Source organism: Synergistota bacterium (assembly GCA_021159885.1).
Lineage (GTDB): Bacteria > Synergistota > GBS-1 > GBS-1 > GBS-1 > AUK310.
In genome coordinates this window covers 1-4,622 of record JAGHDO010000031.1, presented here as the reverse complement: position 1 = coordinate 4,622, position 4,622 = coordinate 1, and the positions used below count along the sequence as shown (strand labels likewise).

Below are 4,622 nucleotides of genomic sequence, written 5' to 3'. Positions count from 1 at the left end.
AGTTACCTGAGGGGGTTGAGATGGTTATACCTGGTGATAATACGAATTTTGAGGTGGAGTTGATAACGCCTGTTGCATTGGAGAAGGGTTTACGATTTGCGATAAGAGAGGGAGGCAGGACGGTAGGCGCGGGAGTCGTAACCGAGATCATAGAATAAGAGGTGAAGCGGTGTGGCTGATATAATAACGCTTGCTTGTACAGAGTGTAAGAGAAGAAATTACACAACGATGATGAATAAAAAAGGAAAGCAAAAACGGTTTGAGGTACGTAAATATTGTAAGTGGTGTAATAAGCATACCCTTCACCGAGAGGTGAAATGATGGTATAATATAGGTAGGTGCAGGTCCGTAGCTCTAATTGGTCAGAGCACCGGATTCCAAATCCGGGGGTTGCAGGTTCGAGTCCTGCCGGGCCTGCCATTATTTTATGTGCTCTGGGGGAGATGGTTGATGAAATGGCTGGATAGGTTTATTTCGTTTTTAAGGGAGGCCTGGGCGGAGCTTAAAAAGGTTACGTGGCCCTCAAAAAAGCAGGTAATGTATGCTACTCTAACTGTTATAGTTGTTGTTATACTTACATCTTTTTATCTTGGGGTTGTTGATGCGGTATGCACCTGGTTTATGGGAGCTCTGTTGAGGTGAGTATGCTTTGAGCGTTGAGGGAAAGAGTGAGAAAAAGTGGTATGCGGTTCATACATATGTAGGATACGAGAATAAGGTTAAGGTGAACTTAGAACAGCGTATCGAGACTATGGGAATGGAGGATAAGATATTCAGGGTTCTCGTTCCTGTAGAGCAGAGGGTTAGTATAAAGGGAGGCAAGAAGAAGATAACAAAGAGAAAGGTTTTTCCAGGATACGTCCTTATAGAGATGATTTTAGATGAGCAGTCTTATTTCGTTGTAAGAAACACTCCAGGCGTAACAGGGTTCGTAGGTTCGGGAGGAAATCCGGTTCCTCTAAGCGATGAGGAAATAAAATCTATATTGCAGCAAATAGGTCTGGAAGAAAAGAGACAGATAAAGATAGACCTTGAGATAGGGGAAACCGTGAGAATTACAGATGGTCCTTTTGAGGGATTTGTAGGGGTGGTTAAGGAAATAAGCTCGGAGAGGGGCAAAGTAAAGGTACTTTTAAACGTTTTTGGCAGGGAAACGCCAGTGGAACTCGACTTCATGCAGTTAGAAAAGATGTAGGGGGTGGAAGACCTTGGCGAAGAAGGTTATGACGGAGTTGAAGCTTCTTATACCCGCTGGTAAAGCGACGCCTGCTCCCCCCGTTGGTCCCGCGCTGGGGCAGTATGGCGTTAATATTATGGAGTTTTGTAAGGCTTTTAATGCAGCTACGGCTAATCAACCGGGAATGATAATTCCTGTGGTTGTCACGATCTATACTGATAGGAGCTTTACTTTTATCTGTAAGACTCCTCCAGCATCGGTGTTGCTTAAGAAAGCTGCTGGAATCGAGAAGGGATCCGGGGAGCCAAACAGGGTTAAGGTCGGTAAGGTTACGAAATCTCAGGTTAGGGAGATAGCCCAGATAAAGATGCCGGATCTCAATACAGATGATATAGAAGCAGCGATGAAAATAATAGAGGGAACTGCGAGAAGCATGGGGATAGAAGTAGTAGAGGGTTAAGATTTTTAAAAATAGTGGGAGAGCTTCCTTGGGAAGCTCGCTCATAACCACAAAGGGGGGATAATTTATGCCAAAGAGGGGAAAAAGATACAGGGCTCTTAAGGAATTAGTTGAAAAGGGAAAGCTTTATCCACCTAAGGAAGCGGTTGCTCTTGTGAAGAAGCTCGCTAATGCCAAGTTTGATGAGACTATAGATACTGCGATAAGACTTGGTGTCGATCCGAGGCACGCAGATCAGCAGGTTAGAGGAATGGCTATACTCCCGCATGGAACGGGTAAGGAGAAGAAGGTTTTGGTCTTTGCACAAGGTGAAAAAGCGGAAGAAGCAAAGGCGGCAGGAGCTGATTACGTTGGCGGTATGGAGCTCATAGAGAAAATTCAAAAAGAAGGCTGGCTTGACTTCGATGCTACCGTTTCAACTCCGGATATGATGCGCCACGTTAGTAGGTTGGGAAGAATACTCGGTCCGAGGGGATTGATGCCAAGTCCGAAGACGGGAACGGTCACGAATGATGTTGGAAGCGTGGTAAAAGAAATAAAAAGTGGAAGGGTGGAGTTCAGGGTTGATAAGTATGGTATAGTTCACGTTCCGATTGGTAAAGCTTCTTTCTCGGAAGATCAACTTTATGAGAATCTTCGTGTCCTTTTAGCTGCTATAATAAAGGCAAAACCGCCGGCAGCTAAGGGACAGTATATAAGAAGTATAGCGCTCTCCCCCACTATGGGACCGAGCGTTAAGATAGATCCCAATGTTGCCCAAAAGGAAATAGTCTTAGAGTAATAGTGTTTAACCTATAACTAATAGAAGCCTGAGACCGTGGGTGGCTCTTTTAGAGCCTTAAAGAGCTTAGTCTAAGCTCGCCTGCCGAGGCTTAAGTGGCTTAAGAAGGAAATTATCTATTAAGGTGTTTTCTTGAGCCCTCCGGCCTCAGGCGGAGGGCTTTTTCTTTGGCTGGAAAGGGGGTGAGTGAATGCAGAGAGAACCAAGGCCCGAGAAGGTTGAATGGGTGGCTAAAATGACGGAAGCACTCAAAGGGTGTACTGCTGCATTTTTCACGGGATTTGAGGGATTGACCGCTCCTGAGATGAATGCGGTTAGAGCTGAGCTAAAGAAGGCTGGCGTATATTTCCATGTTATTAAAAACAACCTCGCTAAGCGTGCTTTTATGGAAGCAGGATATGAAATAAAAGAGGAGCTATTCAAAGGGGCTAATGCTCTTGCGATATCGTATACCGATCCCGTAGAGGCAGCGAAGATTCTTAAAAAACACGCGGATGAACTTGAAAAATTGATATTTAAAGGAGGATATCTCGGTAGAGATTTTATATCTGCCGAGGAGATCAAAAGGTTAGCGAGCTTGCCTTCAAGGCAAGAGCTTCTTGCAAAATTGGTTGGGAGCATAAATGCTCCTATTCAGGGACTCGTAAACGTTCTGAGCGGAGTGATGAGAAATCTTGTTTATGTGCTTAATGCGATAAAAGAAAAGAAGGAAAAGGAGGGGTAAAACATGACCAAGGAGGAAATAATTCAGGCAATTGAGAGTATGACGGTTCTTGAGCTTGCGGAGCTTGTTAAGGCTTTGGAGGAAAAGTTTGGAGTTTCTGCTGCTGCTCCCGTAGCGGTTGCGGCTGCTGCCGTTCCTGGTGCTGCGCCCGCCGCTGAAGAGAAAGCAGAGGAGAAGACCGAGTTCAACGTTGTTCTTAAGGAAATTGGTCCTAACAAGATTCAGGTTATAAAAGTAGTAAGACAGTTCACTGAGCTTGGCTTGAAGGAAGCGAAAGAGCTCGTTGAAAAAGCACCTTCTACCGTGAAAGAGGGCGTTTCTAAGGAAGAGGCTGAGGAAATTAAGAAGAAGCTTGAGGAAGTCGGCGCTAAGGTGGAGATCGAGTAGGGGCGGCTTACCACGCCGCTCCCTTTTTATTTTTTATCGGGGCGATTTGCTATGCATCGATGGGATTTAACCCCGGAAGAAGCCATTCGGCTTCAGCGTGAATTAAGGAAAAAGGTGGATCTTAAGAATAAGGTGAATCTCTTGAGGGTCAAGTATATAGCTGCTTCAGATCTTGCATACAAAGGAGACGTTGGTTATGCGGTTATGCTACTTTATTCATATCCTGATCTTATTTTGCTTGAGGAGAGCAGGGTAAAGGGGAAAATAGAATTTCCCTACATACCCGGTTTACTTGCATTTAGAGAAATGCCACTTCTTCTTGAGGCAGCATCAAAGTTAACTAAGAAGCCAGATGTCTGGCTTCTTGATGGCGCTGGAATAGCTCATCCGAGAAGGATGGGGATAGCAACTCACTTCGGCGTATATATGAGAGCTCCAACCGTTGGTTGTGCTAAGTCTCATCTGTTTGGTAGGTATAAGGAGCCGGGCGTGAGACAGGGTAGCTATACGTATATATATGACAAAGATGAGATAATAGGAGCGGTGTTGAGAACGAGAGATAAGGTTAAGCCTCTTTTTATATCTGTGGGATATGGCATAAGCTTAGATATTGCGATAAAACTGATTCTATCTTGTTGCGATGGCTATAGGATACCGAAGCCGTTGAGAGAAGCTCATAATAGGGTTGAAAAGACTAAACGGGAGGACAGTGAGCTGAGCCTTTTTTAAGGGGGTTGAGACGATGGATCATGATGTGAAGGATCTATCCCTTGCGGAAGAAGGGAAAAGAAGGATCGAGTGGGCGGAAAAGGACATGCCCGTTTTGCGCAAGGTAATAAGAGACCGGTTCTTAAGAGAGAAGCCCTTAAGTAGGATTAGAATTGGCGCATGTCTTCATGTTACGACTGAGACCGCTAATCTAATGCGCACGCTTAAGGATGGGGGAGCGGAGGTATTCTTGTGTGCTTCTAATCCCTTAAGCACCCAAGATGATGTTGCTGCTGCTTTGGTTTCTATTTATGGTATACCCGTATTTGCGGTCAGGGGAGAGGATAAGGATAGATACTATTCTCATATAAAAGCGGTATTATCT

The 4,622-nt window shown here is 44.9% G+C and carries 10 protein-coding genes, 1 tRNA gene and 1 other annotated feature; all 11 genes read left to right on the top strand.

What is annotated here, in order from left to right:
* The coding region (tuf, locus tag J7M13_02885) for an elongation factor Tu (protein MCD6362933.1) at positions 1-158 on the top strand (158 nt) is incomplete at its 5' end.
* Positions 159-171: 13 nt separating this feature from the next.
* Positions 172-321: a 50S ribosomal protein L33 gene (gene rpmG / locus J7M13_02880; protein ID MCD6362932.1), complete on the top strand. Its 150-nt coding sequence runs from the start codon at positions 172-174 to the stop codon at positions 319-321.
* 21 nt (positions 322-342) lie between these two features.
* Positions 343-420: transfer RNA gene (locus J7M13_02875), tRNA-Trp, on the top strand.
* A 39-nt stretch (positions 421-459) separates the two neighbouring features.
* The gene (secE, locus tag J7M13_02870) at positions 460-642 is read left to right on the top strand and encodes a preprotein translocase subunit SecE (GenBank protein ID MCD6362931.1); all 183 of its coding nucleotides are present in this window, start codon (positions 460-462) and stop codon (positions 640-642) included.
* 7 nt (positions 643-649) lie between these two features.
* Entirely contained in the window at positions 650-1,195 is a 546-nt protein-coding gene (gene nusG / locus J7M13_02865) for a transcription termination/antitermination protein NusG (protein MCD6362930.1), read from the top strand.
* A 13-nt stretch (positions 1,196-1,208) separates the two neighbouring features.
* Positions 1,209-1,637 carry a 50S ribosomal protein L11 gene (rplK, locus tag J7M13_02860; GenBank protein MCD6362929.1) on the top strand — a complete coding sequence of 143 codons (429 nt, stop codon included), beginning with the start codon at positions 1,209-1,211 and terminating at the stop codon, positions 1,635-1,637.
* Positions 1,638-1,704: 67 nt separating this feature from the next.
* Entirely contained in the window at positions 1,705-2,418 is a 714-nt protein-coding gene (locus J7M13_02855; GenBank protein MCD6362928.1) for a 50S ribosomal protein L1, read from the top strand.
* A 9-nt stretch (positions 2,419-2,427) separates the two neighbouring features.
* Positions 2,428-2,593: a sequence feature (ribosomal protein L10 leader region), on the top strand.
* 15 nt (positions 2,594-2,608) lie between these two features.
* Positions 2,609-3,142 (top strand): 50S ribosomal protein L10, encoded by a 534-nt coding sequence (locus tag J7M13_02850; GenBank protein MCD6362927.1) that lies wholly within the window; start codon positions 2,609-2,611, stop codon positions 3,140-3,142.
* A gap of 3 nt (positions 3,143-3,145) precedes the next feature.
* Positions 3,146-3,529 (top strand): 50S ribosomal protein L7/L12, encoded by a 384-nt coding sequence (gene rplL / locus J7M13_02845; protein MCD6362926.1) that lies wholly within the window; start codon positions 3,146-3,148, stop codon positions 3,527-3,529.
* Between the two features lie 51 nt (positions 3,530-3,580).
* Positions 3,581-4,258 carry an endonuclease V gene (locus J7M13_02840; GenBank protein MCD6362925.1) on the top strand — a complete coding sequence of 226 codons (678 nt, stop codon included), beginning with the start codon at positions 3,581-3,583 and terminating at the stop codon, positions 4,256-4,258.
* A 13-nt stretch (positions 4,259-4,271) separates the two neighbouring features.
* On the top strand, positions 4,272-4,622 hold a 351-nt coding region (locus tag J7M13_02835; protein ID MCD6362924.1), incomplete at its 3' end, for an adenosylhomocysteinase.